The following is a 21402-nucleotide window of genomic DNA, read 5'->3' as shown; positions in this document are numbered from 1 at the left end:
ATTCGCCATGCTGCGAGACGGCACCCTCTACGAAACTGAACACCAACTCGCTGCTTGACAAAAACATAGGGGCACCCCCCACGCGCCCGAGCGCTTCCCCCTGACGCACATACAGGTTCACCTCGTCGACGGCGCACAAGGCCGCGACGCGACCGTACTCGGGATACTCGCTGACGACATCCTCAAACTTGACAACCACTTCTCGACGGTCATTTCTGGCCGCCGCTGCCGCCTCACTCGCGAGTCGCTCGTTGACCTCGATACGAGCAGCGAGCACCGCATCGGCAAGGTCGACCACGGCGCGCATGTCGTGAGTGATCAAGCGGATGGCGCTGTCCAGTCGATCGCGGAGGCTCCGCAGCAGGTCGGGAATTTCGGCCTGCACGGTCACGTCGAGGGCGGTCGTGGGTTAGTCGGCAATGAGCAATTGCGGGTCATGGGAGACGGATTGGGCGATCATGGCACGCTAACGTTGCCCACCGCTCAATCGGTGGGGGTAGGAGTTGAACGCCATCAGCAGATTAAGCAGTTCGACCATGTCGAGCAGCTCCAGCGCGCGTCTTGGCCTGCGAGGGGGATATGCCGAAGTGGGCGCGCAGGGTCTCGATGATCTGAAACCCGATCGTGTCGACCGGGTTGAGCGTCGTCATCGGTTCCTGAAAGATCATCGCTATCTGGCCGCCGCGCACCGTGTGCATCTGAGCGGGCTTCAGTTCCATAAGCTCGCGGCTACTGAGCTTGACGCTGCCAAAGATGCGGCTGTTTTCGGGGAGCAGGTCGAGAATAGTCGTCTAGCTGGCACTCTTGCCCGAGCCTGACTTGCCAACGATGGCGAACACCTTGCCCAGCTCGATCGAATAGTTCAGGCTGAGCGCGGCCGGCACCCAGACGTTATCGACGCCGGAGTGCACGGTGAGGTCGGTGACCTGCAGCACGCGGGGAGACAATGTGGTCGTCGCCTCGTCGGTCATGAAATCCTGCCTTCATCGAAGCTGCTCGTGCGGTGGGTGCAAACAAAATCTGGCAGCATGGCTGCATGCCCGTCGCTTCCGACCCGAATGTTTTCTACTCGCGGTTCAACCGCATCATCGCCACCATCTTTGCCACGGTTGCCGCGCTCAGCGCGCTCAGCCTGTTCCTGCTGCCCACCACATCGAACCGCTGGCTCGCCGTTCCGGCCCTGTTCGTCATGCTGTTCGTCTGGGAGGTGCTCTGGCGGCCCGACTTGCAAGTGAGCGACGATGTCGTGACCATTCGTAATCCGCTGCGCACCATCGTTGTGCCGTGGGAGGCGCTCGTGCACGTCGACACCAAGTTCGCACTCACCCTGTACACGCCGGGGCACAAGTTCGCGGTCTACTGCGCCCCGGCGCCCGGCCGGAGCCAGACCAGCGCCGGACGTCGTAAGATCACCGACCCGGTACCCTATGTCAGCGGCCCGCCGCGGCTCGGCGACCTGCCTGGAAGTGAGTCCGGCCAGGCGGCGCAACTGGTGCGCTCGCGCTGGGACGCGTTGCAGCGCAGCGGCCAGGTAGACAGCGGCCTCGCAGCCCAGACCCCCGTTGAGGTCGTCTGGGCATGGGGACGCTGCGGCGCGCTGGTGGCGGGCGCTGCGGCATCCCTTCTGGCGATATTTCTTGCCTAGCCTCGCGGAACGGGGTCGTGTCGAGGCCTGCGGTGCTGCCGCCCATCTCAAAGTATTGGGTGCCTGTGGTTACATGCGCAGTGTCCGGGCCTATCGTCGCCCTGTCGTAGTATCCGGATCCGATCGCCCAGGCAAGAATCATGTCATCCGCTGTGACCGGTTCGTCGTGCTGCGGCCGCGAGTCGAGTGCGGCCGGCTAGGGCAATAAAGAAGATCTATCATTTTCGCCAAAGAAATACCCGAACCGTTATGAAATTGCACCATTCTTCATCGTTCCAGTCGCGCATTCTGCACAAATCCCGCGTCTGCTCCGTAAGGACGAAGCGTTTCGTTCGTTTGGGGGCAAACAACCACAAGATGCCATGCCCGGCAGTCGGTAGACGAAAGGCCCGACCGGAATAATTACCAGTCGGGCCTGGATTGCAGAAAGCGTTCGACTACCGCCCGAACTCAAAGTTCGCTCCGGGGATTGCCGCCAGCAGTTCCTGCGTGTAGACCTCCCGCGGGTTGTCGAACACGTCGTCGGTCGACGAGGCTTCGACGATGCGTCCCTTCTGCATGACGCAGACATTGTCGGCGACCAGGCGCACGACAGCGAGGTCGTGCGTGATGAACAGATACGTCAGACCCAGGTCCGTCTGCAACTCGGTAAGCAGGTTCAGGATCTGACCCTGCACAAGCACATCGAGTGCGGAGACGGCTTCGTCGAGCACGAGCACGTCGGGCTTCAATGCCAAAGCTCGCGCGATCGCGATGCGCTGACGCTGGCCACCGGAGAGTTCGCTCGGGTATCTAAACTGGGTCGACGCGGGCAGGGACACCTGATCGAGCAGCTGCAGCACACGCTTCTGCCGCTCCCGCTTGGTGCCAACCTTGTGCGCGAGCAGCGGCTCGGCGATGGTGTTTCCCACGTTGTACTGCGGGTCGAGCGAACCGTACGGATCTTGGAACACGGGCTGCACGCGGCGGCGGAAGTTCAGCAGCTCGCGCCCCTTCAAGCCAGCGACGTCGCGCCCCTCGAATTCAATCCGCCCGCTGGTGAGGCCCTCGAGCTGCAGAATGAGCTTGGCCACGGTGGACTTGCCGGAACCGGACTCCCCCACGATCGCCGTGGTGGTGCCCTTCTTCACCCCGAACGATACGTCGTTCACAGCGAGAAGCTCGTCGAAACGCAATCCGGACTTACGAATGCGATACATCTTGGTGATGCCCTCGACCGAGATGAGGTCCTTGCCCGAGGCTGCAAGTTCACGGTCTGTAGCACGCTGAATCAGCGCGGTGTCCGTGCCTCCGGCCGAGAAGATTTCGGTCGCCGGGCCATCCTCGTTCTTCTTGGCCTGAATGCGACGCGAGGCGAGGCTCGGCGCGGCCGCCACCAGACGCTGGGTGTACGGGTGCTGCGGGTTGGCGAGGATCTCCTGCGACGGGCCCGATTCGACGATCTTGCCCTTGTACATCACGACGAGCTGCTCGGCCCGCTCCGCGGCGAGACCGAGGTCGTGAGTAATAAACAGGACGCTGGTGCCGTAATCCCGGGTGAGGGTGGCCAGGTGGTCGAGAATCTGGCGCTGCACGGTGACGTCGAGCGCACTGGTCGGCTCGTCGGCGATGAGCAGTTTCGGCCGGGCCGACAGTCCGATACCGATGAGCACACGCTGACGCATGCCGCCGGAGAATTGGTGCGGGTATTGCTTGAGCCGGTCAGCGGCATCCGCCAGACCCGCCTCTTGCAGCACTTCAATGGTGCGCGCCCTCACGGGCTTGCCGCGAAGTCCGCTGTTGGCCTTGATGGCTTCGGACACCTGAAAACCGATGTTCCACACCGGGTTGAGGTTGCTCATCGGGTCCTGCGGAACGTAGCCGATCTCGCGGCCGCGCACGGCCTGCATGTCGGTGGCGTTCAGAATGGTCAGGTCGCGACCCTCGAACAGGATCTGCCCGCCGGTCACCTGGCCGGTGCCGGCCAACAGTTTAATGATCGCTTGGGCCGTCGTGGTCTTGCCCGAACCGGACTCCCCGACGATCGCGAGGGTCTGACCGGGGTAAAGCGTGAGGCTGACGCCGCGCACGGCGGGCACGATGCCGCGCTGGGTGCGGAAGCCGACCTCGAGGTCGCGGACCTCCAAGAGTGGTTCGGAGCCGGCGGGGGGAGTCTTATTCACGGTTTCGGTCACTAACTGGGTCATCGGCGTGCCCTCGCCTGGGGATCGAGCGCGTCGCGCAGCACGTCACCGAGCATGAGGAACGCCAGCACGGTCAAAGAGAGCGCAATCGAGGGGTACAACAGCACCTGCGGGCTCGTACGAATGGATGTCTGCGCCTCGCCGATATCGCGTCCCCACGACATCGTGCCGGGGCCGAGGCCGATACCGAGGAAGGAGAGCGTGGCTTCGGCAACGATAAAGGTGCCGAGTGAGACCGTCGCGATGACGATAACGGGGGCGATCGCGTTAGGAACGACGTGGCGCACCAGAATCTTGAACTTGGACACGCCGAGTGCGACCGAGGCCACCACGTAGTCCGAGTTTCGCGCGGTCAGTACCGCGCCGCGCATGATGCGCGCGACCTGCGGCCAGGCGAAGATCGAGATAACCAACGCGATGACCACCGGGGTGCGGTCGGGCAGCACCGAGAGCAGCACGATGGCGCCGAGCACGGTCGGAACGGCGAAGAAGATGTCGCCGATGCGCGAAACGACGGCGTCGAGGAATCCGCCGTAGTAGCCGGCGAGGGCACCGACGATGAGACCGAACAGGGTCACAATCGATGCGGCCAACATGCCGACGGTTACCGAGGCGCTGGTACCGAAGATGATTCGGGCATAAACGTCGCAGCCCTGAAAGGTGAATCCGAGCGGATGCCCGGACTGCGGAACCCCGTTGCTGTCCGACAGCTGGCACTGGGTCGGTGACACCGAGGAAAACCATCCGGGTATCAGCGCCACCGCGACGATGAGCAGTATGAGTCCGGAGGAAATCCAGAAGGCAGGCCGACGACGCATCGCATCCCAGGCATCCGCCCAGGTGCTGCGCGCTTTCGCGGTCTCGTCGAGGTGGTCGATCGCCACGAGAGGGGTGTCTTCGAGCGCTGCAACGAAGTGCGGCTGCGCGCCCTGGTTCTTACTTGGCATAACGGATCCTTGGGTCCAGAGCTGCGTACAGCAGATCGACGAGCAGGTTGGCGAGCACAAAGATCACGACCATGACGGCGATGAACGACACCACGGTCGGTCCTTCGCCGAGGCGAATGGCCTTGAACACGGTTCCACCCACCCCGTTGATGTTGAAGATTCCCTCTGTGACGATGGCACCGACCATGAGCGAGCCGATGTCGACGCCGAGAAAGGTGATTACGGGTACGAGCGAGTTGCGCAGCACGTGCACGGTCACGACGCGCGGGCGGGAGAGTCCCTTGGCCGTGGCGGTGCGAACAAAGTCGGCGTTGAGGTTGTCCGACACGCTGGCCCGCGTGAGGCGCACAATATAGGCAAATGAAACGGATGCCAGCACCAGCGCTGGCAAAATCAGTTCGTCGATCGGTGCAGCACCACTGACGGTCGTGCGCGCCCAGCCCAGTTGCACGCCGAAGACGAATTGCAGTACGAAGCCGATCACGAAGGTCGGCACGCTGATCAGCAGCAGGCTTACGACGAGGGCGCTCGCATCGAACAACTTGCCCTTGCGCAGGCCGGCAATGAGGCCGACGAGAATGCCGAAGAACGCTTCGAAGGCTAGGGCGAGCATAGCCAGACGGGCAGTGATCGGGAAGGCAGAGGCCATCACGTCGGAGACGGAGCGACCGGAGTAGGTGGTGCCGAGGTCGCCCTGGAAGAAGTTGCCGATATAGAGCAGGTATTGCACGAGGAACGGCTTGTCGAGGTTGTACTCGGCGCGAATCTGGGCGATGACGGCGTCCGACGGCGGGCGTTCGCCGTAGAGGGCAGCGATCGGATCTCCGGGGAGGGAGAACACCATGAAGTAGATGAGGAACGTCGCGCCGAAGAAAACGGGGATCATTTGGAGCAGACGTTTGCCCGTGTACCAGAGCATCAGCTACCCGTCGGCGCAGTTGACACGGTGCTGATCGGCACGGATGAAGTTGAGTGCATGAAAGATTCGCAATCATTAAGCGGAACTCGAGAGGCCCGGGGAATGACCCCCGGGCCTCTCGTAACGACGTACTAGGAACGAACGATTAGTTCTTGGTGATCTCGTGGTAAAGCGGCACGGAATCCCAGCCGAACTCAACGTTGCTCACCGTGTCAGACCAGACACCCGAGGTGTTCTGGTACCACAGCGGGATGGTCGGGAGGTCCTGCAGCAGGACTTCCTGAGCCTCGACGTACTTGGCGGTGGCTTCTTCAACGCTGGACGCCGCGGCGCCTTCCTTGAGGAGTGTGTCGAACGCTTCGCTGCTGTAGCCCTCGTAGTTCGAGCCGGCACCGGTCTGGTACAGCGGCGCAAGGAAGTTGTACAGCGACGGGTAGTCGGCCTGCCAGCCGGCGCGAGTGGCACCGGTCAGTGCCTGAGCGTCACGGTCTTCGAGCGCAGCGCCGAAGGTCGGGTACGGCTTGCCAACTGCGTCGATGCCGAGCGTGTTCTTGACGCTGTTAACGACGGCGTCGACCCAGACTTGGTGGGGTCCATCCGCGTTGTAAGCAATGTCAAAGGTGCCGGTGTAAGGCGAGATGGCGTCGGCTTCGGCCCAGAGTGCGACGGCCTCTTCGGGGTTAAAGTCGAGCACTTCGGAACCCGCGAGTGAATCGGAGTAGCCATCGATGACCGGGGAGGTGAAGTCGGTGGCGGGGGTGCGGGTGTTCTGGAAGACAACGTCGGTGATCTCGGCGCGGTCAATGGCCATGGAGACGGCGGCACGACGCAGCTTGCCCTCATCGCCCGACCAGTGCTCGAGGTAGTACGGCATGTTGAAGGACTGGAATACCGCGGCGGGCTCGTTAATGAAGGTCTCCGGGAAGTCCGACTCGTAGCTCGCGAGGGCGGATTCGGGGATGGCATCGAGCACGTCGAGGTCGCCGCCCTGCACGGCCGCATAGGCGGCATCAAAGGAGGCGTAGAAGATGATGGTCAATCCATCATTGGCTGGAGTGCGCACGCCCGCGTAGTTCGGGTTGGTGACGAGTTCGATTTGCACCTCGTGCTGCCAGGCATCGTCACCGGCGAGCATGTACGGGCCGTTGCCGATCGGGTTCTGACCGAAGGCGTCCATGTCCTCAAAAGCAACCTCGGGCAGCGGCGAGTACGCCGAGTAGCCCAGGCGGAGCGGCCAGTCGGCTTCGGTTCCGGCGAGCTCTACTGTGAACGTCGTGTCGTCGACGACGGTCAGGCCGGACATAGTCTCGGCGAGCGGCGAGGCGACGCGAAGAACGCTGCCGCTCTCGTCGGTCGCACCGGTCGGGTCGTCGATCATGTTGGAGACGTCGGAGTAGCCAACGATGTTGTCGAAGAAATAGGAGGAACCCTGCGCGTTGGTAGACAGCGCGCCGTAGTTCCAGGCATCAACGAATGACGATGCTGTAACGGGCTCGTCGTTGGTGAAGGTCCAGTCGTCGTTTAGGGTGACGGTCCAGGTCGTGGCGTCGTCGGACTCGATCGACTTAGCGACCTCGTTCTCGATTTCGCCCGCGGCCGAGTACGAGACCAGTCCGGCGAAGATGGACGTGACGATCTTTCCGCCACCAACCTCGGTGGTGTTGGTCGGGATCAGCGACATCTGCGGCTCGGTGCCGTTCGTGGTGATGATCGCGGTGCCGTCAGCGGATGTCGTTGATTCTCCAGCGCATCCCGAGAGCACGAGGGCTCCGGTAGATGCGAGAGCGATGGCAACAATGCCCATTCTCCTGATTTTCAATTCTTGCTCCTATGCACGAAAGGGCGACGGACACAGCTCTTAACCGTGTCACGCGCCAGTAGAGTCAACCCAATTTTGACCGCGGAAGACCCGGCTCAACCTTGGGGGGGTTATTACGACCCTAGTTTGTAACCCGCCCAGAATGAGCAATCAGGCGGAGAATGTTACCGACGCGCAATATATCCGGCAACTATTGAGCGTAACGCGACGCAATCTTGCACTTATGTTGCAGGGCACCTTTTTGAGCAGATGGCTTCCCGCGGTCAGGGCGCAAGCGCCTGCGGATGCCGGGGTGGCAGGATAGGGCCATGCCGCCAGCATCCGCCCCGCACCGTTCCCGGCTCGGTAACTCACCGTTGTACTGGGAGATCGGGATTGTACTCGCCTTATCGCTCGGGGCGTCGGCCGTGTACTCGATCGTGTCGATCGTGGCCCGGCTGACGGACATGACACCGCTCGCCGACCAATCGGCGACGATCAACGGCTCGCAGTCGACCCGCGAGTGGCTCGACTTCACCTACCAGTTTCTCGGCATCGCGTTCGGGCTCGCGGCGGTGGCCCTGGTGATATTTCTGCTGTGGCGGCCTGGGCAGAACCCGTTCACCCGGCTCGGCTTCGATCTGACCCGGCCGGGCAAGGACCTGCTCGGCGGGTTCGGGCTGCTGCTCGTGATCGGTGTTCCGGGGCTCGCGCTCTACCTGGCGGGACGGGCGTTCGGCTTCACCGTGGCCGTGGTGCCGTCACCGCTCGACACGTTCTGGTGGACCATACCTATTTTGGTATTCGCCGCCTTGAAGGCCGCGCTGGTTGAAGAGATCATCGTGGTCGGCTACCTGTTCACCCGGCTGCGGGAGCTCGGCTGGTCGACCTGGACGATCGTTCTGAGCTCGGCTGTGCTGCGTGGGAGCTATCACCTGTACCAGGGCGTCGGACCGTTCTTCGGCAACGTGGCCATGGGGGTCGTGTTCGGCTGGTGCTACACCCGCCGGGGGCGCACCATGCCGCTCGTGGTGACGCACTGGCTGCTCGACATTCTCTCGTTCGTCGGGTATCCGCTCGCGCTGGCCTGGTGGCCGGGGCTGCTCGCTCCGACCGGCTGACCTGCTGGTCGAGGCGCGAGGCCCGCAGCACGAGCGATCGACCAGCTGGCAGGGCATGAGGACCGGCTTGCTTGGGCGCGCCCCATACGGGTGGCCGTTACGGCGGTTACCGTAGCGGCCACCCGTATGGGGCGGCGGCGAACCTTGGTGCGCGGATAGGCCTGGGCGGTTCTACTCGAACGCCTCCGGCGGCGGGCAGGCACAGACCAGGTTGCGGTCGCCGTAGGCGTTGTCGATGCGACGCACCGGCGGCCAGTATTTGTTCCGCACCAGTGACGCCAGCGGATACACCGCCGTGGCCCGGTCGTACGGATGCTCCCACTCCCCCTCGATTACGGACTGCGCGGTGTGCGGCGCGTTGTGCAACGGGTTGTCGTCGGCGGGCCAGCGGCCCGCGGCGACGGCATCCGCTTCACCCTTGATCGCGATCATGGCGTCGATGAAACGGTCGATTTCGCCGAGGTCTTCGCTTTCGGTGGGTTCGACCATGAGCGTGCCGGCCACCGGAAAGCTCATGGTCGGCGAGTGGAAGCCGTAGTCAATGAGGCGTTTGGCCACGTCGTCGACGCTGATCCCCGTAGCCGCGGTGAGCGGACGCAGGTCGAGGATGCATTCGTGGGCGACCAGGCCGTTTTCGCCGGAGTAGAGGAGCGGGAAGCTGTTCTCAAGGCGTTTGGCGACGTAGTTGGCGGCGAGCACTGCGGCACCGGTGGCGTGCTTGAGTCCGTCGACACCCATCATGCGCACGTAGGCCCAGGAGATGGGCAGGATGCTCGGGCTGCCGTAGGGCGCGGCCGAGACCGGTCCGCCAGCGTGAACGACGGTGGCCGAGACTCCCCCACTGCTGAGCAGGTAATGCTCGTCACTCTGGGCGAGCGGATGCCCAGGCAGGAACGCCGCGAGATGCGCCTTGGCCGCGACCGGACCGACGCCCGGCCCGCCGCCGCCGTGCGGGATGCAGAAGGTCTTGTGCAGGTTCAGGTGCGAGACGTCGCCACCGAAATCGCCGTACCGGGCGAACCCGAGCAGTGCGTTGAGGTTGGCACCGTCGACGTAGACCTGGCCACCGGCCGCGTGCACGGCCGCGCAGATAGTGCCGACTTCGTGCTCATAGACGCCATGAGTGGACGGGTAGGTGATCATCAACGCGGCCAGATCGGCGGCGTGCTCGGCGATCTTGGCGTGCAGATCGACGAGGTCGACGTTGCCGAGCTCGTCGCAGGCCACGACCACGACACGCATGCCGGCCAGGGCAGCGGATGCCGCGTTGGTGCCGTGCGCGCTCGACGGGATCAGACAGACCGTGCGGGCACTCTCTCCATTGGACTGGTGGTAGCCGCGAATGGCGAGCAGACCGGCCAGTTCACCCTGGCTGCCGGCGTTCGGCTGGAGCGACACTGTGTCGTAACCGGTGACGTCCGTTAGCCAGGTTTCGAGCTGGCGCACGAGGTGCAGGTAGCCCTCGACGTCGGCGCGCGGCGCGAAGGGGTGGATGCCCGCAAACTCGGGCCAGCTGACGGCCTCCATTTCGCTCGCCGCGTTGAGCTTCATGGTGCAGGAGCCGAGCGGGATCATGCCGCGGTCGAGGGCATAGTCGTAGTCGGCAAGGCGTTTGAGGTAGCGCATCATGCTGGTCTCGGAGCGGTGTGTGTTGAAGACCGGGTGGGTGAGGAACTCGCTCGTACGGTCGAGATCGGTCGGCAGTCCGTGCTGCACGGCGTCGAAGTCGACGTGGCCAAATGCAGAGCGGCCGCCGAACGCTCCGACGACATAGGAGAGGTCAGCGAGCGTGGTGGTCTCATCTACCGACACGCTGATGGTGTTCGCATCGACTTGGTGCAGGTTGTAGCCGCTCGCGGCTGCCTTCGCGACGACCTCGGCAGCGCCCGCCGGCACGTTGATCTGGAACGTGTCAAAGAAGGCGTCGGTGAGCACGTCAACGTCAATGGCGCGCAGGGCGGCGACGAGTGCCCCGGCCCGCTCGTGCACCCGGGTGGCGATCGTTTTCAGGCCCTGCGGCCCGTGGTAAACGGCGTACATGCCAGCCATGACGGCGAGCAGCACCTGGGCGGTGCAGATGTTCGAGGTCGCCTTGTCGCGGCGAATATGCTGTTCGCGTACCTGCAGGGCGAGGCGGTAGGCCGGGTGGCCGGCGGCGTCCACACTCACTCCGACCAGGCGACCGGGTAGCTGGCGTTCGAGGCCCTTGCGCACGGCCATGTAGCCGGCGTGCGGTCCGCCGAAGCCCATCGGCACGCCAAAACGCTGGCTGGTGCCGACGGCCACATCAGCGCCGAGGTCGCCGGGCGACTTCAGCAGGGCGAGCGCGAGCAGGTCGGCGGCCACAACGGCGAGCGCCTTATGTTCGTGCGCCAGGTCGATGACGGTCTGCGGGTTCCAGATGCGACCGGAGCCGGACGGGTACTGCACGAAGACACCGAAATAGTCACCGAGATCCTCAGCCGTGGTCTGCTCGTTCAGAGCAACCTGGGCGAGCTCGATGCCAAGTGCGGCGGCGCGATTGGCGAGCAGCGCGTGGGTCTGGGGGAAGGCATCCGCGTCAACGATGAATCGACGTGAGCCCGACTTTGACGCGCGCAGGGCGAGCAGCATGCCTTCGACGACGGCCGTCGACTCGTCGAGCATCGACGCGTTGGCCGTGGTCAGCCCGGTGAGGTCGGCGATCATGGTCTGAAAATTGATCAGGGCTTCGAGCCGCCCCTGCGAGATTTCCGGCTGGTAGGGCGTGTAGGCGGTGTACCAGCTGGGGTTTTCGAACACGTTACGCTTGATCACAGCGGGCGTGAAGGTGTCGTAGTAGCCGAGGCCGATCATCGAGCGTTTGACCGTGTTGTGGCTGGCGAGGGCGCGCAGTTCGGCGACGGCCTCGTTCTCGGTCGCGGCAAGTGGCAGGGCACTGTCGCCGTCCTGCCGAAACAGATCGGCGTGGATCGATGCCGGCATGGCGGCGGAGACGAGGTGTTCCACCGAGTCGTAGCCGAGCGTAGCGAGCATGTGGGACTGGGCGTCAACATCCGTTCCGATGTGACGCTGCGTGAAAGCCTGGCTCATAATGCGACTACTCCCCGATCAGAGCGGAGTACTCGGCAAAGCTGAGCAGCGTTGGGAGGGTCTCGAATTCGACCTTGATCAGCCAGCCCGCGCCGAAGGGGTCGCTGTTGACTAGTTCGGGGCTGTCCACAACGGCGTCGTTGGTTTCTGTGACGGTGCCGTTCACCGGAGCGAACAGTTCACCGACCGACTTGGTCGATTCGATTTCGCCGACGACCGTGCCGCTGGCCACGGTGCTGCCGACGCCCGGCAGTTCGACGAAAACGACGTCACCGAGCTTTTCGGCGGCATACGCGGTGATGCCGACGGTCGCGACGCTACCGTCGACTAAAACCCACTCGTGCTCGGCGGTGTACTGAAGCGAGGATGTGTCTGTCATGGGGTTGCCTTTCGCAGGTTGAGGGTCTACTTGACGCGCTTATAGAAGGGGAGCGAGGTGACGGTCGCCGGAATGCGTGTACCCCGCACGTCGACGTAGACCTCGGTGCCGAGACGGGAAAGGTCGGGCGTGACGTAGGCCATGGCGATCGGGTAACCGAGGGTCGGCGACAGGGCACCACTGGTGATGATGCCGTCGGCGTTTTCCGCGTCGACGCTGCGGAAAATCTTGTAGTCCGCGCGTCCGGCACGCTTGCCAGCGGCAATCAGACCGACCAAAACGGATGCCCCAGCCTCCGGCCCCGCAGCGCTTGCCGCTCGGCCGACGAAGTTGTTCTCCTTCTTCAAATTGACCACTCGGCCGAGGCCCGCCTGGGCCGGGAAAGTATTCAGGGTGAGTTCGTGTCCGTAGAGCGGCATGCCTGCCTCTAGCCGGAGCGTATCGCGACTGGCCAGCCCGGCGGGGACCAGCCCCATTTCGGCGCCGGCGCTCGTGAGTGCATCCCAGAGTTCGCGGGCATGGTCTGCCGCGAGGTAGAGCTCGAAACCGTCTTCACCGGTGTACCCCGTGCGGGCGACCAGCAGCGGCTGGCCGCGGAAGAAGGCATCCGTGATGCGGTAATACTTCATGAGCAGCAGGTCGGTGCCGACGTCGGTGATGCCGCTGGTGGCGCGCAGAATGGCAAGTGCGTTCGGGCCCTGCACGGCGATCAGGGCGTAATCGTCGCTCTGATCAACGACGCTCACGTCGAAGTCTTCGGCGCGGGCGAGCAACGCGTCGAACGCGGCGAACCGGTTGCCGGCGTTGGCCACGATTAGAAACTTGCTTCCGTCGAGACGGTAAACGACGAGGTCGTCGATGATGCCGCCGTTCTCGGCCAACAGCAGGCTGTACTTGGCCTGCCAGAGTTCGACACCTGAGAGCTGGCCGGCCAGCGCATAGTCAAGGTAGGCGGCGGCATCCGTGCCTTCGACCAGGATTTCGGCCATGTGGGACAGGTCGAACAGGCCCGCCGCGTTGCGCACGGCGTGGTGCTCGGCGAGATCGCTCGAGTACCGCACCGGCATCTGCCAGCCGGCGAAGTCGGTGAAGCTGGCACCGGCATCAACGTGCGCCTGGTGCAGCGGGGAGAAACGTTCGCTATTTCGTGAATCGGTGGAGTCGGGGGTGCTGGAATCGGCCGTGGTCATGAGTTCTCCGGGTCACAGGATGGTGTGCACGGCTCGACTGAACCGCGTGGGAACTCCCCCTCTGTCGCTCGTGCCTGAGAGCTTCACCAGCGCGCGGGCACTGACTTTCACCGTGGGCGAGACTGTCGGGCACGCACAATCTACTTTTCAGAGTGGCCAGTTCGATGCGGTACGAGTACCTGAGAGATTGTCGGGGAGGATTGCTCCTTCGGTGTTCGTGCGCTTATGCGCCGAACTCTCCCGCACCGTCCATATGGCCCGATATTCAGTTGTGATAGCGCTCAGCCTAGCCCCACACTCCGCTGCTTCCGCGACGGTGACTGTCTAGCAGGTGGGTGTCGATCATGCCGATCGCCTCCATCAGCGCGAACATCGTGGTCGGGCCGACAAAGACGAAGCCGACCTTCTTGAGGGCCTTCGCCAGCGAAACGGATGCCTCGGAGCTGGTCGGCACGTCGGCCTGCGTTCGCGGCTGGGGCGTTGTGGCGGGCTGGAACCCCCAGACAAAGTCGACCAGTCCGCCCTGCTCCCGCAGCGCAACCGTCGCCTTGGCGTTGGTGATCGTCGCGCGAACCTTGAGGCGGTTGCGCACGATCTGCTCGTCCTGGAGCAAACGCGCCACGTCGTTCTCGTCGAAAGCGGCGATTCGGTCAGGGTCGAAGTCGGCGAAGGCCGTGCGGAACCCGGGGCGCTTCCGCAGGATAATGGCCCAGGACAGCCCGGATTGGAACGCCTCGAGGCTGATCCGCTCGAACAGGGCGTGCTCGGTGCGCACCGGCACGCCCCACTCGGTGTCGTAGTAGTCGCGCAGCATCGGGTCGACCGAGGCCCACGCAGGGCGGGCAAGCCCGTCGGGGCCGACGATCGCGCCGGAGGGTGGTGGAGGCGCATCCGCTGGTGAAGTCATCTACCCCATTAGACACCGCTCCCCGCAGGCTTCGTTTGCCGAGGTGTGAGTTTAAGGCGATTTTTGGTTTTCGGGTCGAAACCCACGGTGCGACGAGTGTCACCAGGCCAGGGCCTCGGCCGCGGCCTGGGTCAGCTCGATGATGTTGTCGAGCAGGGCTTCCATGGTGGGCGAGCGTAGCAGCGCGATCTGGTCGAGCGGTCCGACCGGGGTGATCGCGGCGAGCTGCCAGGCGGCGGCGGTCGGGTCGTGCGAGAGCACCACATCGGGCGACCACTCCTGGTCGCTGAACTCGCTCGCCAGTGACAGGGTACGGCGCACAAGTTGCTCGGCCTGTTCACGGCGCGGCAACAGCGCATCGTCCCATTCCAGGTCGGACAGCACACGAACCGTGGCGAGGGGATGCGGGTCCTCCGGCATCCACTCGGTCACCTCGATTCTGCGCTCGCCCTGCACGACCAACCCGAGGTAACCCTCCGGCGCTTCAAACTGGGTGACCCGGGCGACGGTGCCGACGCTGAACCGACGTTCGCCGCCGCCGACTTCCTGCCCGCGTTCAATGAGCACGACGCCGAACTCGGCCGGCTCCGAATCGAGCACCCTGGCCAGCATGACGAGGTAGCGTTCCTCGAACACACGCAGTTGCAGCGGCATGTAGGGAAACAGCACTGATCCCAGGGGAAACATCGGCAGGGTCGTCATGCACCCAGCGAACCACGTCGACGGCGTTCCGCCAAGCCCCGTGCGCGACGGATTGGAATAGGCCGCATTCGACGCGTAGCCTAGAAGGTCTCCCGCTCCATCTGCGGAAGAACGAGAGGCTGTTTGTGGACATCACCCTGCTAGGACACTTCGTGGCCGCCGCCGAGGCTCCCGATTTCGCCCGCGCCGCGCAGGCACTGGCCATCTCGCGCGACACGCTCAGCGCGTCGGTCAAGCAGGTCGAGGCAGAACTCGGCTACGCCCTGTTCGACCGTGCTGCCGACAGCACGACACTGACCGAGATCGGCGTGGCCTTTCTCGCCGATGCCCGCCTGGAACTCGCGCAGAAGGCTGCCCGCAGCTCGCAGCCCGGCGGCGGTTCCGGCGGAGGCAAGGCGAAGGCGAACAAGGGCAAGGGCCGCGCCCCCGCGGTGAAGGGCCAACCGAAGCTCGGCAAAAAGCGCCAGTCTCGGTAGCTTGCGCACGCGACCCTTCGCGCCAGCTACCAAGCGGAAGACACTAGCTCAGCGCGATGAGCTTGAAGCCGAGTTTCATCTGCACCTGAAAGTAGTCAACGGCCCCATCTACAATATGGCCTCTGATCTGCACGACCTCAAACCAGTCAAGGTTCTGCACCGTCTCGGTAGCGCGCTGAACCGCGTTGGCGATGGCCTCATCAGAACCCACCTTTGACGTTCCGACCACTTCGATAACACGATAGGTATTGTCAGTCATTGTGTGCTCCCTGGTTGTTCGACGGTGAACGGATAGGGCCACGGTACTGCGGACGAACGACGCGCAACAGGTGGTTCGGTATTTTTGCGTACCTCGCTGGCTCGAGTCGGTCGTAGGAATCGGTCGGAACAGTTACAGCTCGGTCACTTGACCAGCGTTCACCTGCCAGTGCCGGTCGGTATGCACGTTGGCGAGCATCCGGCGGTCGTGCGTGACCAGCAGCAGGGTGCCCTCATAGGAGTCGAGCGCCTGTTCGAGCTGTTCGATCGCGGCGAGGTCGAGGTGGTTGGTCGGTTCGTCGAGCACGAGCAGGTTGACGCCGCGCGCCTGCAACAAGGCTAGCCCGGCCCGGGTGCGCTCCCCCGGCGACAACTCGTCGACCGGCCGGTTCACATGGTCGGCTTTGAGTCCGAACTTGGCCAGCAGTGTGCGCACTTCGGCCGGGGACAGTTCGGGGACGAGCAGCTCGAAACTCGCGGCCAGGGCACGGGCACCGGCCAGCAGCGCCCGGGCCTGGTCGATCTCACCGACTGAGACACTCGAACCAAGGTGAGCGCTGCCGGCATCCGCTTTCTGACGGCCCAGGAGTGCCCGCAGCAGGGTGGACTTGCCGGCGCCGTTCGGGCCGGTGATACCGATGCGTTCACCCCCGTTGATCTGCAGCGACAGGGGACCGAGCACGAAGTCGCCCTGCCGAAACTCGGCGTTGTTGAGGGTCGCCACGACGGCGCTCGAGCGCGGGGCCGCGCCGATGGTGAACTCGAGCTGCCATTCCTTGCGGGGCTCCGGGGCCTCTTCCATGCGCGCAATGCGGCTCTCCATTTGCCGCACCTTCTGGGCCTGCTTTTCGCTTGACTCGACCGATGCCTTGCGGCGAATCTTGTCGTTGTCCGGTGCTTTCTTCATCGCATTGCGCACGCCTTGGCTCGACCATTCCCGCTGAGTTCTGGCGCGATCGACGAGGTCGGCTTTCTTGGCGGCGAACTCGTCATAGTTCTCACGGTTGTGCCGACGCGCGGTTTCGCGTTCCTCGAGGTAAGAGTCGTAGCCGCCGCCGAACACCCGGTTCGCGCCCTGCGCGAGGTCGAGTTCGAGCACCCGGGTGACACAGCGGGTAAGAAATTCACGGTCATGACTGACCAGCACGACGCCGCCGCGCAGCCCGGTGATGAAGGTTTCAAGGCGTTCGAGACCGTCGAGGTCGAGATCATTCGTCGGCTCATCGAGCAGCACGATATCGAAGCGGGAGAGCAGCAAGGCGGCCAGCCCGACCCGAGCGGCCTGGCCGCCGGAGAGCTCGGTCATCAGGCTCAAGGCGGTCAGGCTACCACCCAGAGTGAGGCCGAGGTCGGCGAGCACGATCGGCAGTCGTTCGTCGAGGTCGGCCGCGCCGCTGGCCAGCCAGCGCTCGAGCGCGGTCGAATAGGTGTCGGCCGGGTCGATTCCGTCAGCGCGCGGCTGCGTGTCCGCGAGAGCGGATGCCGCGGCATCCATTTCGCGGGTCGCCTCGGCACATCCGGTGCGCCGAGCGATGTATCCGGCGATGGTTTCCCCGGGCACCCGTTCGTGCTCCTGCGGCAGCGCGCCGACGAAGGCATCCGCTGGACTGCGCGTAATGGTGCCGGCCTGCGGCTCGGTGAGCCCGGCCAGCAGATTCAACAGGGTGGATTTGCCGGCGCCGTTGGCGCCGACCACGCCGACGACATCGCCGGGGGCGACCGTGAGGTCGAGGGATTCAAACAGGGTGCGCTGCGCGTAGCCGCCGGCCAGGCCCTTGGCCACGAGTGTTCCGGTCATTAGACAATATTCTCATTGACTGCGTCGTCTTGGCGCAGGGTGCCCAGCTTACGCGACGGGCGTGCGACGAAGGGTCAGCACGCTGTCGACGAGGGTGGCTACCTGGCCGTCGGGGCCGGTGGCTTCGCGGCCGACGGCAGCTTTGGTGACGATCGTCCAGTGCTCGGAGTCCAGCTCAAGCGAGGTCAGCACCTCGTCGGCCGTCGGCAGCGGAACGCCATCCGGTTTGCGCTTCGACCACGGCGGAAACTGGGCGTGACCGACGACGAGCAGCACGCCGCCCGGTGCGACCGTCGCGGCAGCGCGATGCAGAATGACCTCGCGCGGCAGCGGGGCCGGTGACTGCAGAAAGTGGGCGGTGACCAGGTCGAACGGGCCGTCCGGCTGCCAGGTGGCCAGGTCCGCTGTAATCCAGCGGATGCGGCCGGTGAGACCCGCGTTCGCGGCAGCGGCTTCGCCACGGGCGAGGGCAGTCGGTGAGATATCGACGGCGGTGACGGACCATCCGTTTTGGGCCAGCCACAGCGCATCGCCGCCCTCGCCGCTGCCGAGGTCGAGCGCCGTGCCCGGAATGAGATCGGCGGCCTCGCGTTCGAGCGTGGCATTCGCGCGTCCGCTCCAGGCGCGGTCGCTCTCGCGATAGCGGTTCTCCCAAAAGGTTGCGGCATCTGGTGCCGACTCGCCGTCGTGCCCGTGCCCGCTTGAATTCGTCATATTTCTACGATGCCCGGTGTCGCGTTTCGGCGCAAATCTGGCCGCTACCGGCAGCTGCGCTGCTGGCTGAGTGCGGAAACTTCGGCGTCAACGGTTGGCGACTGCACGTCGGCGTTGATCGCCCCGTCGAGGTGACCCGCGCCGTATTCATCGGGCGTGCCCACATCGATCACGACAGTGCCGCTGTCAGCTCAATCGGTTCGGCTGATGGTGAGCAGGCCGAACACGACGGTGACTGCTAAAACCAGTGCGATAAGCGAAGCGCTTTCTTCATGAGCTGCTTTCAGAAGGGGGAAACGAGCAACGTATCCCGTCCTGTTTATACCGTAAGGGGCATTCTAGCAGAGGGCGAGCCCGCCGCGACTGGGGCTCGATAGAGTGAACCTCAGGCGGCCGGTCGAGGTCACAACCAGGGGAAAAACACACGATGAAAAACAATCGAACACCCGTCGAGCCAACGGTCGTAACACAGGCTCCGGAGGCGCACACCGCCTTACAGCAACGCGTCGTGCGAGTGCTCATTGCCGGCCAGATTCTCGGCGGCATCGGAATGGGAGCAACCCTGTCATTGGGTGCTCTGCTCGCCGCCGAACTGTCGGGGTCGAACGCCTGGTCGGGCATGGCCGCGACCATGAGTACCCTCGGGGCGGCGATCGTGGCCGTGCCTCTCGCCCGGCTGGCGCAGGCGCGCGGGCGTCGCGTGTCGCTCGCGACCGGTTCGCTTATGGCCGGCGCGGGCGCGGTGCTCGCGATCATCTCGGTGTCCGTTGACATTTTCGCCCTGCTGCTCCTGGCCCTGATGCTGCTCGGCGCTGGCTCGGCGACGAACTTGCAAGCCCGCTTTGCAGCGACCGAGCCCGCGACCTGTCGATCGTGGTCTGGTCGACGACCATTGGCGCCGTGCTCGGCCCTAACCTGTTCGGACCGGGAGAGGCGCTCGGTGCCGCCCTCGGGCTGCCGGCCATGACCGGCGCATTCGCTTTTTCCCTGGCAGCCACCGTGGCCGCCGCGTTCGTTTACGCGCTCGGTCTCTTACCCGACCCCCTGCTCACAGCGCTGGCGGAGCGCTCGAAGAGCGCGGGTATCCGTCGGGCCAGTGGCGGTTTGGCTATTCTGCGCGGCAACGCAGCGGCCCGGTATGCCGTGGCGGTCATCGCGCTCAGCCACGCGACCATGGTCGCCCTGATGTCAATGGCACCGGTACACCTGCGCGACCACGGCGCGACCCTCTCCATCGTGGGCCTGACGATCAGCCTGCACGTGGCCGGAATGTACGCCCTCTCCCCCGTGTTCGGCGCGCTTTCCGACCGCCTTGGGCGGCTTCCGGTCATTTTCGGCGGTCAGGCCATGCTGCTGGTCGCACTCACTGTGGCCTGGCTCAGCGACGGATCACAGGGCACGATGACGCTCAGCCTGATCTTTCTGGGACTCGGCTGGTCGGCATCCGTTGTGGCCGGATCTGCACTCGTCTCGGAGGCCGTCGAGATCGAGGATCGCTCCTCGCTGCAGGGTTTCTCCGATCTTTCGATGAACGCGGCTGGCGCCCTCGGCGGGGCGATCGCCGGGCCGATTCTGGCGCTGACCGGGTATTCCGGGCTCGGCCTTTGCGCCATGGCTCTCGTCGCCGTCGTGGTCATCTGGTCGGCCCTGCGACTAAGCGGCCCCGCACCGTGTGAGCTCTCCTGACCATTGCCACTATACCCCAACGGGTATAAATTCACAGCATGGCCACCATTGATATCACCGAGAAAACCTTCGACACCACCATCACGAACAACGCGATCGTGTTTGCCGACTTTTGGGCGGGCTGGATGAAGTGATCGCTACCGTGCAGGGTCTCGACGTGGCCGAGGTACGAACGAGAATGGCAGCGCGCTAAACGGATGCCGGCGGCGACAGTCAGGCGGACCAGCGCCGACTCGTGGCTGCTTCTTGCGCGAGCGGAGTAGCCGCGGCGAGGGGAACGTTGAGAAAATCCACGACCGGCTGGAACGCACGAAACCGCTCTATTACGAGATCCGTGAATTTCTCATCGAGCGCGACGTCACCGGGCAGGGTCGAAACCAGCGCCCAGCTGCGGTTGAGCAGCAAATCGGCTGCCGGATTGTCGATCGGAAAGCCGCGTGGCGCGCGAATGAGCTTGTTGCCGCCGAATGGCTGCGCCAGTCTGGCGAGTGCGGGCGTGGCAAGCAGGGAGCGCAGCTCGGCGTGATGTTCGAGCACGTAGTCGCGGATGGCCCGCAACTGCGGCGGCTGCGGGCTGTAGGCACCGCCGGCCATCATGACGCCGTGCACGCCGACCTGCAGAAAGTATCCGGCTCCCCCAGCCTTCTCCAGCCCACGGGGTGGCCAGTGTGCGGCCAGGTAAGTCTTGTACGGCGACTTGTCGTTGGAGAAACGAACATCGCGATAGATGCGCATCATGGCTTTGTGCGGCGGACGCACGCAATCGGCGGCGAAATCGCCTAAGGCGAGATTGAGCGATGCGATGACCGCGAGCATCCGCTCTTTCAGTTCGAGCTCGTAGATCGGTTTGTGCTCTTGGAACCATTCACGTTCGTTGCGGTGCTCGAGTTCGTCGAGGAAGTCGAATGTCTGTTCGCTGAAATGAGCACCCACCCCGCGGGACTACGCCTTCGCAGCCGCCTTGGCGGCCCGTTTGGTCGCGCGCACCCGGGTGAGCGATTCGGGGTCGACGATATCGGCCACCGATCGAAATGATCCGTCTTCTCCGTAGGGAGCGGATGCCCCGCGCCAGCCATCCGCGTCGACCCCGAGTCGCTTGCCGAGAACCGCAAGGAAGATCTTCGCCTTCTGTTCGCCGAACCCGGGCAGTGCCTTCAGCCGGCGCAAAATCTCGGGACCGGTGGGGTGATCAGCGGTCCAGATCGAGGCCGCATCGCCGTTCCAGTTACTCACGATAACCTCGGCGACCTCCTGCACGCGTTTGGCCATCGAGCTCGGAAAGCGGTGCACGGCGGGCGATTGACGAAACACGTCGACGAAGGCGTCGGCGTCGTAGGCGGCAATCGTGGCCGGGTCGAGCGCGCCGATGCGATCGCGAATTTTGGCCGGGCCGACAAAGGCCGTCTCCATGGCGATTTGCTGATCAAGCAGCATGCCAACGAGCAGTGCAAACGGATTCTCGCTGAGGAGGCTGTCGGCGGCGGCATCGCCGGTCAGGTGCAGTGTCATCATGCGCCCATTGTGCCACTGCGCTGTTCTCGGTGCGTTCGGGGCAACTTGATGGGCTGAATAAAACCGGAACTCTCTGACGTATCCGAACGGATGAT

At 64.3% G+C, this 21402-nt stretch carries 22 protein-coding genes, 1 pseudogene and 1 riboswitch; of the genes and pseudogenes, 5 read left to right on the top strand and 18 right to left on the bottom strand.

The window, feature by feature from the left end:
• The 3 genes and pseudogenes from CXY73_RS23675 to CXY73_RS23665 all read right to left on the bottom strand — a co-directional run.
• A pseudogene (locus tag CXY73_RS23675) lies at nt 1–391 on the bottom strand (hypothetical protein); the annotation flags it as partial.
• A gap of 130 nt (nt 392–521) precedes the next feature.
• Nucleotides 522–719 carry a hypothetical protein gene (locus CXY73_RS23670; protein ID WP_104178589.1) on the bottom strand — a complete coding sequence of 66 codons (198 nt, stop codon included), beginning with the start codon at nt 717–719 and terminating at the stop codon, nt 522–524.
• 72 nt (nt 720–791) lie between these two features.
• Nucleotides 792–971 carry a hypothetical protein gene (locus CXY73_RS23665; RefSeq protein ID WP_104138405.1) on the bottom strand — a complete coding sequence of 60 codons (180 nt, stop codon included), beginning with the start codon at nt 969–971 and terminating at the stop codon, nt 792–794.
• A 65-nt stretch (nt 972–1036) separates the two neighbouring features.
• Between CXY73_RS23665 and CXY73_RS18890 the strand changes: the two genes are divergently transcribed.
• Complete coding sequence (locus CXY73_RS18890; RefSeq protein ID WP_146071818.1) at nt 1037–1645, top strand: PH domain-containing protein; 609 nt, start codon at nt 1037–1039, stop codon at nt 1643–1645.
• A gap of 437 nt (nt 1646–2082) precedes the next feature.
• Here the strand turns inward: CXY73_RS18890 and CXY73_RS18885 are convergent, their stop codons facing one another.
• The 4 genes from CXY73_RS18885 to CXY73_RS18870 form a co-directional block, all read right to left on the bottom strand.
• Nucleotides 2083–3831, bottom strand: coding sequence for an ABC transporter ATP-binding protein (locus tag CXY73_RS18885; protein ID WP_104178588.1), 1749 nt, complete (start codon nt 3829–3831; stop codon nt 2083–2085).
• On the bottom strand, nt 3828–4775 hold the full coding sequence (locus tag CXY73_RS18880) for an ABC transporter permease (RefSeq protein ID WP_104138414.1): 948 nt from the start codon (nt 4773–4775) through the stop codon (nt 3828–3830). Before CXY73_RS18880 ends, CXY73_RS18885 begins: the two co-directional genes overlap by 4 nt.
• The gene (locus CXY73_RS18875; protein ID WP_104138417.1) at nt 4765–5694 is read right to left on the bottom strand and encodes an ABC transporter permease; all 930 of its coding nucleotides are present in this window, start codon (nt 5692–5694) and stop codon (nt 4765–4767) included. Before CXY73_RS18875 ends, CXY73_RS18880 begins: the two co-directional genes overlap by 11 nt.
• Before the next feature lie 145 nt (nt 5695–5839).
• Nucleotides 5840–7498, bottom strand: a complete 1659-nt coding sequence (locus tag CXY73_RS18870; protein ID WP_233198460.1) for an ABC transporter substrate-binding protein — start codon at nt 7496–7498, stop codon at nt 5840–5842.
• 323 nt (nt 7499–7821) lie between these two features.
• Between CXY73_RS18870 and CXY73_RS18865 the strand changes: the two genes are divergently transcribed.
• Nucleotides 7822–8613 (top strand): CPBP family intramembrane glutamic endopeptidase, encoded by a 792-nt coding sequence (locus CXY73_RS18865; RefSeq protein WP_104178586.1) that lies wholly within the window; start codon nt 7822–7824, stop codon nt 8611–8613.
• A 171-nt stretch (nt 8614–8784) separates the two neighbouring features.
• Here CXY73_RS18865 and gcvP read toward each other — a convergent pair whose 3' ends face one another.
• The 5 genes from gcvP to CXY73_RS18840 form a co-directional block, all read right to left on the bottom strand.
• Nucleotides 8785–11685, bottom strand: coding sequence for an aminomethyl-transferring glycine dehydrogenase (gcvP, locus tag CXY73_RS18860; RefSeq protein WP_104178585.1), 2901 nt, complete (start codon nt 11683–11685; stop codon nt 8785–8787).
• Nucleotides 11686–11692: 7 nt separating this feature from the next.
• Nucleotides 11693–12064, bottom strand: a complete 372-nt coding sequence (gene gcvH, locus CXY73_RS18855) for a glycine cleavage system protein GcvH (protein ID WP_104138428.1) — start codon at nt 12062–12064, stop codon at nt 11693–11695.
• A 26-nt stretch (nt 12065–12090) separates the two neighbouring features.
• Nucleotides 12091–13254, bottom strand: coding sequence for a glycine cleavage system aminomethyltransferase GcvT (gcvT, locus tag CXY73_RS18850; RefSeq protein ID WP_104178584.1), 1164 nt, complete (start codon nt 13252–13254; stop codon nt 12091–12093).
• Between the two features lie 157 nt (nt 13255–13411).
• Nucleotides 13412–13507: riboswitch (glycine riboswitch) on the bottom strand.
• Between the two features lie 33 nt (nt 13508–13540).
• Nucleotides 13541–14161 (bottom strand): DNA-3-methyladenine glycosylase I, encoded by a 621-nt coding sequence (locus CXY73_RS18845; RefSeq protein WP_104178583.1) that lies wholly within the window; start codon nt 14159–14161, stop codon nt 13541–13543.
• Nucleotides 14162–14260: 99 nt separating this feature from the next.
• On the bottom strand, nt 14261–14863 hold the full coding sequence (locus CXY73_RS18840) for an LON peptidase substrate-binding domain-containing protein (protein WP_104178582.1): 603 nt from the start codon (nt 14861–14863) through the stop codon (nt 14261–14263).
• Between the two features lie 125 nt (nt 14864–14988).
• On the opposite strand from CXY73_RS18840, the gene CXY73_RS18835 reads away from it, so the two are divergent.
• Nucleotides 14989–15339, top strand: a complete 351-nt coding sequence (locus CXY73_RS18835) for a LysR family transcriptional regulator (protein WP_104138441.1) — start codon at nt 14989–14991, stop codon at nt 15337–15339.
• 43 nt (nt 15340–15382) lie between these two features.
• On the opposite strand, the gene CXY73_RS18830 is transcribed toward CXY73_RS18835, so the two are convergent.
• The 4 genes from CXY73_RS18830 to CXY73_RS23285 all read right to left on the bottom strand — a co-directional run bounded on the left by CXY73_RS18830 (nt 15383) and on the right by CXY73_RS23285 (nt 18282).
• Nucleotides 15383–15598: a dodecin gene (locus CXY73_RS18830; RefSeq protein ID WP_104138444.1), complete on the bottom strand. Its 216-nt coding sequence runs from the start codon at nt 15596–15598 to the stop codon at nt 15383–15385.
• Between the two features lie 132 nt (nt 15599–15730).
• Nucleotides 15731–17395, bottom strand: coding sequence for an ABC-F family ATP-binding cassette domain-containing protein (locus CXY73_RS18825; RefSeq protein WP_104178581.1), 1665 nt, complete (start codon nt 17393–17395; stop codon nt 15731–15733).
• A 48-nt stretch (nt 17396–17443) separates the two neighbouring features.
• The gene (locus CXY73_RS18820; protein WP_104178580.1) at nt 17444–18109 is read right to left on the bottom strand and encodes a bifunctional 2-polyprenyl-6-hydroxyphenol methylase/3-demethylubiquinol 3-O-methyltransferase UbiG; all 666 of its coding nucleotides are present in this window, start codon (nt 18107–18109) and stop codon (nt 17444–17446) included.
• A 44-nt stretch (nt 18110–18153) separates the two neighbouring features.
• Complete coding sequence (locus CXY73_RS23285) at nt 18154–18282, bottom strand: hypothetical protein (RefSeq protein ID WP_255411402.1); 129 nt, start codon at nt 18280–18282, stop codon at nt 18154–18156.
• Nucleotides 18283–18536: 254 nt separating this feature from the next.
• On the opposite strand from CXY73_RS23285, the gene CXY73_RS23660 reads away from it, so the two are divergent.
• Together CXY73_RS23660 and CXY73_RS23655 are read left to right on the top strand one after the other, a co-directional pair.
• Nucleotides 18537–19076, top strand: coding sequence for a hypothetical protein (locus CXY73_RS23660; RefSeq protein ID WP_369831260.1), 540 nt, complete (start codon nt 18537–18539; stop codon nt 19074–19076).
• Nucleotides 18983–19795 carry an MFS transporter gene (locus CXY73_RS23655; protein WP_369831259.1) on the top strand — a complete coding sequence of 271 codons (813 nt, stop codon included), beginning with the start codon at nt 18983–18985 and terminating at the stop codon, nt 19793–19795. The genes CXY73_RS23660 and CXY73_RS23655 overlap by 94 nt, the downstream gene beginning before the upstream one ends.
• Nucleotides 19796–20008: 213 nt before the next feature.
• Here the strand turns inward: CXY73_RS23655 and CXY73_RS18800 are convergent, their stop codons facing one another.
• Nucleotides 20009–20728 carry a DUF2461 domain-containing protein gene (locus CXY73_RS18800; RefSeq protein ID WP_104178578.1) on the bottom strand — a complete coding sequence of 240 codons (720 nt, stop codon included), beginning with the start codon at nt 20726–20728 and terminating at the stop codon, nt 20009–20011.
• Nucleotides 20729–20737: 9 nt separating this feature from the next.
• On the bottom strand, nt 20738–21304 hold the full coding sequence (locus CXY73_RS18795; protein ID WP_199185429.1) for an HhH-GPD-type base excision DNA repair protein: 567 nt from the start codon (nt 21302–21304) through the stop codon (nt 20738–20740).
• Nucleotides 21305–21402 lie beyond the last annotated feature (98 nt).

This window comes from Cryobacterium sp. Y50, from assembly GCF_002929805.1.
Lineage (GTDB): Bacteria > Actinomycetota > Actinomycetes > Actinomycetales > Microbacteriaceae > Cryobacterium.
Note: the sequence above shows the minus strand (reverse complement) of the source record. Positions and strands in the feature narration are given on the sequence as shown.

Excerpts from the sequence above, each read along its gene's own strand:
- CXY73_RS23670 (WP_104178589.1), bottom strand. The coding sequence starts at position 719 with ATGGAACTGAAGCCCGCTCAGATGCACACGGTGCGCGGCGGCCAGATA.
- CXY73_RS23665 (WP_104138405.1), bottom strand. The coding sequence starts at position 971 with ATGACCGACGAGGCGACGACCACATTGTCTCCCCGCGTGCTGCAGGTC.
- CXY73_RS18890 (WP_146071818.1), top strand. The coding sequence starts at position 1,037 with ATGCCCGTCGCTTCCGACCCGAATGTTTTCTACTCGCGGTTCAACCGC.
- CXY73_RS18885 (WP_104178588.1), bottom strand. The coding sequence starts at position 3,831 with ATGACCCAGTTAGTGACCGAAACCGTGAATAAGACTCCCCCCGCCGGC.
- CXY73_RS18880 (WP_104138414.1), bottom strand. The coding sequence starts at position 4,775 with ATGCCAAGTAAGAACCAGGGCGCGCAGCCGCACTTCGTTGCAGCGCTC.
- CXY73_RS18875 (WP_104138417.1), bottom strand. The coding sequence starts at position 5,694 with ATGCTCTGGTACACGGGCAAACGTCTGCTCCAAATGATCCCCGTTTTC.
- CXY73_RS18870 (WP_233198460.1), bottom strand. The coding sequence starts at position 7,498 with ATGGGCATTGTTGCCATCGCTCTCGCATCTACCGGAGCCCTCGTGCTC.
- CXY73_RS18865 (WP_104178586.1), top strand. The coding sequence starts at position 7,822 with ATGCCGCCAGCATCCGCCCCGCACCGTTCCCGGCTCGGTAACTCACCG.
- gcvP (WP_104178585.1), bottom strand. The coding sequence starts at position 11,685 with ATGAGCCAGGCTTTCACGCAGCGTCACATCGGAACGGATGTTGACGCC.
- gcvH (WP_104138428.1), bottom strand. The coding sequence starts at position 12,064 with ATGACAGACACATCCTCGCTTCAGTACACCGCCGAGCACGAGTGGGTT.
- gcvT (WP_104178584.1), bottom strand. The coding sequence starts at position 13,254 with ATGACCACGGCCGATTCCAGCACCCCCGACTCCACCGATTCACGAAAT.
- CXY73_RS18845 (WP_104178583.1), bottom strand. The coding sequence starts at position 14,161 with ATGACTTCACCAGCGGATGCGCCTCCACCACCCTCCGGCGCGATCGTC.
- CXY73_RS18840 (WP_104178582.1), bottom strand. The coding sequence starts at position 14,863 with ATGACGACCCTGCCGATGTTTCCCCTGGGATCAGTGCTGTTTCCCTAC.
- CXY73_RS18830 (WP_104138444.1), bottom strand. The coding sequence starts at position 15,598 with ATGACTGACAATACCTATCGTGTTATCGAAGTGGTCGGAACGTCAAAG.
- CXY73_RS18825 (WP_104178581.1), bottom strand. The coding sequence starts at position 17,395 with ATGACCGGAACACTCGTGGCCAAGGGCCTGGCCGGCGGCTACGCGCAG.
- CXY73_RS18820 (WP_104178580.1), bottom strand. The coding sequence starts at position 18,109 with ATGACGAATTCAAGCGGGCACGGGCACGACGGCGAGTCGGCACCAGAT.
- CXY73_RS23660 (WP_369831260.1), top strand. The coding sequence starts at position 18,537 with ATGAAAAACAATCGAACACCCGTCGAGCCAACGGTCGTAACACAGGCT.
- CXY73_RS18795 (WP_199185429.1), bottom strand. The coding sequence starts at position 21,304 with ATGACACTGCACCTGACCGGCGATGCCGCCGCCGACAGCCTCCTCAGC.